The following is a 2,751-nucleotide window of genomic DNA, read 5'->3' as shown; positions in this document are numbered from 1 at the left end:
TTCTGCAACTCCACCAAGGCCGGTGACGCAGGGGTGATGCGGTTGCGGGCCTGGGCGTCGATCAGCCAGCCGCTGCGGTGCAGTTCCTTGACGATGGGGTCGAGCCGGGCCTGGGTGTCGCGTTCGCCAGGTCGGGTCCAGATCACCGAAGGGGCCGGGTTGAGCTCCGGACTCAGCGCGCGATAGCCCTGCCATTCGGCGTTGTCGGCAATCAGCGGATTGATCAGCGTGGCGTCATGCACTGCCGCGACGCAGTTGTTGCCACGCAGTGCGAGCAAGGATTCCGACGAGCTCTTGAACGCCTTGATCTCCACACCCAGCTCGGTGAGCGGCTTGATGTAGCTGCTGCCCTGGGAGGTGCAGACGGGCTGGCCTTTGAGGTCTTCCCAACGGGTGATCTTGCTGTCCTTGAGCAGCGCCGCGGTACCGCCGACACGGTAGAAAGGCGTTGGCACAAAACCGAGGATCTCACCGCGTTCGGCGGTCCATTCCATGTTGGCGATCAGCAAGTCCACTTTGCCCTGCTGCAAAAACTGCACGCGGTTGGCGGGCAATACCGGCACCAGTTGCACCTCGGCGCCCAACTGCCGACCGAGTTCCTGAGCGAGGTCGACATTCAAGCCCCGTGGTTTCTGAGTACCCGGATCGATACTGCCGAAGGGGCCGCCGGACAGTACGACCCCCACCGTCAGCACATGCCGTTGCTGGATCTTGTCCAGCGTGGCATCAGCCTGAGCCCCGGCACTGGTAGCCAATGAGATCAAGGCGCCCAGCATCACAGGCAACCATCGTTTTACAGGTGAGCGCTCAAGCAACATGGATTTCCCCTCATGGATGATCGGCGTTCCCCGACCTGATGAGGCGGCATCCTAGGTACAGTCCTCAAGTAACGGAAATTCAAATATCTAATATCGTTATAACTTGCTGTGTTTACTCCAAGTAACAACCTTCAAGACACCCGTAATTACTGACACTCCCGACCTGAACACTAAAATATCGCCAAAAACACATAAACAAATGTAATGTTTATGTTTACAGCCTTGATATAAAAATAGCCCCGGAAATGGCCATGCCGACCTCACCCACCCTCGATCTCGAATTACTGCGCACCTTCATTGCCGTGGTCGATCACCACAGTTTTGCCGAGGCCGGCGCGCAACTGGCCCGCACACAATCCTCGGTCACCCAGCACATGCAACGCCTGGAACAACAAGTGGGGGTGAGTCTGTTCGAGAAGCGCGGACGCCAGAAGCAACTGACCGAAGCCGGTTTGCAGTTGTTGCGTCATGCGCGGCAGATGCTTTCGCTCAACGACGATGCGCTGAATTCCCTGCGCGAAAGCAACTTGAGCGGTGTGCTGCGGATCGGCTCGCCCCATGACATCGCCGACACCATCCTGCCGCCGATCCTCAGCCACATCGCCCGCTCGGCCCCGCGCTTGCGCCTGGAGATCGATGTCGGCCGCAGCCCGTTTCTGATGGATGACCTGCACCGGGGCAAGGTCGACATGGTGATCTCTACCCGCGAAGACCCGACGCTCGAAGGCTTCGCCTTGCGCACCTCACCGGTGTGGTGGATCTGCTCGGCACAGTACATTCATACGCCCGAAGAACCCTTGCCGCTGATTCTGGTGGATGAACCGAGTATCTATCGTCGCTACGCCCTGGAAGCGCTGGAGCGCGCGAATATTCCATGGCGCCAGGCGTACCTGGCGTCGAACCTAATTGGCATCAAGGCCGCAACGCGTGCCGGGTTGGGTGTCACGCCCAGAAGCATGGAAATGCTCGGCCCCGATATGCGCGTGCTCGGCGAAAACGATGGCCTGCCACGGCTGCCGGACGTGACCTACCACTTGTGGATTCGGCCCAACACCGTGAACCCGCTGGTGCGTCGGGCCTATGAGTTGATCAGGAGCAGTCGAGGGCTTTGACGCGGCCATTCAGAAGACCCGATCTGCGAGCGGGTCGCGCAGAACCTGCAACGGCTGCGGGGCAAGCGCCATTTGTCCCTCGACGCTCTGGCCCGGCAATGCGGCGTGAGTCGGGCGATGCTGGCGCAGATCGAATCCGGACGCAGCGTGCCGTCGATCAAAGTACTGTGCAAAATTGCCAAAGGCTTGAAGGTTTCGGTGACAGCGCTTCTCGAGCATCGGGCTTTCGAAGGTGTGGCCGTGCTGTCGGCGAGCCAGAGCAAACGCCTGGTCAGCGCCAGTGGCGTCATCAAGAAGACCATCGCGGTGATCGAGCCAGCGGCCATGGGGCATCCGCTGACGATAATTGCTGAGGTCGAGGTCGAGAGTGAGCGGATAGATTTGCTGGATGCCATGAAGCAAAGCTTTGCCGCGTGTCCGCAAGTGCAGCAGCGTTACTACGTCGCGGGCGAGTGGGACTTCGTGCTGATCCTCGCGGTCAGGAGCATGCAGCAGTACACCGACCTGACCCGCGAGTTGCTCTTTGAGAACAATAACGTCAAACGCTTCAAAACCCTTGTTTCGATGAGCACCGTGAAGCTGGGTTTGAATATCCCGTTGGACGTTGAATAGCCTACGGTGCAGGATGCGCAACTATAGCGCTGGGGGGGGCTGCGCCCCATTTCCTCTGTAATTTAACGACGGTATTTCTTTTGTAAAAGATCGATGGCGATCGCTACTGCAAATAAAGCAGCCGCTGCCAAAATCAACATACGAAGATGGTCAGATTGCGTCGAGGTTATATATGAATAAGCCCCGTGATTATTGATCAGGACTTGATG

Annotated in this window: 3 protein-coding genes; 2 read left to right on the top strand and 1 reads right to left on the bottom strand. The window is 58.5% G+C overall.

The genetic code is table 11. The features are described from left to right. A partial coding sequence (locus AC1DLB_RS27000; protein WP_477786003.1) for a transporter substrate-binding domain-containing protein occupies nucleotides 1-818 on the bottom strand: 818 nt, incomplete at its 3' end. A gap of 251 nt (nucleotides 819-1,069) precedes the next feature. On the opposite strand from AC1DLB_RS27000, the gene AC1DLB_RS26995 reads away from it, so the two are divergent. Beyond that, the gene (locus AC1DLB_RS26995) at nucleotides 1,070-1,930 is read left to right on the top strand and encodes a LysR substrate-binding domain-containing protein (RefSeq protein ID WP_018929776.1); all 861 of its coding nucleotides are present in this window, start codon (nucleotides 1,070-1,072) and stop codon (nucleotides 1,928-1,930) included. Between the two features lie 21 nt (nucleotides 1,931-1,951). Then, nucleotides 1,952-2,542 carry an Lrp/AsnC ligand binding domain-containing protein gene (locus tag AC1DLB_RS26990; protein WP_477743225.1) on the top strand — a complete coding sequence of 197 codons (591 nt, stop codon included), beginning with the start codon at nucleotides 1,952-1,954 and terminating at the stop codon, nucleotides 2,540-2,542. The last annotated feature ends 209 nt before the right edge of the window (nucleotides 2,543-2,751 follow it).

The sequence above is a fragment of the Pseudomonas sp. 05N434 genome, from assembly GCF_056396965.1.
Note: the sequence above shows the minus strand (reverse complement) of the source record. Positions and strands in the feature narration are given on the sequence as shown.